Annotated in this window: 1 protein-coding gene; it reads right to left on the reverse strand. The window is 53.5% G+C overall.

The window, feature by feature from the left end; genetic code table 11:
- Positions 1-230, reverse strand: a 230-nt coding sequence (locus tag AC4HNJ_RS21965) for an ABC transporter permease (protein ID WP_490481738.1), incomplete at its 3' end; no start/stop codon positions are given.
- Between the last annotated feature and the right edge of the window lie 39 nt (positions 231-269).

Below are 269 nucleotides of genomic sequence, written 5' to 3' on the forward strand. Positions count from 1 at the left end.
GTGATGATGCTCATCATCAACAGGCCCGGCACGATGTACTGCATATAGCTGAATTCGCCCTGGATGCTAACGATGCGGCTGCCGATCAGCTTGCCGAAGATGACGAAATAAAGCGTCATCGTGATGGCGGGTGGAATCAGGGTTTGCGTCCAGATGCGCATGATGCACACGATTTCGCGGCGTACGATGGTTTGCAGCGCGACGAGATTGCCAGACATGTTGCTGTTCATGCTGCTTTCTCCTTTGGATCCTGTCGACCGTTTTCCACG

The organism is Dyella sp. SYSU CM1112, assembly GCF_058216415.1.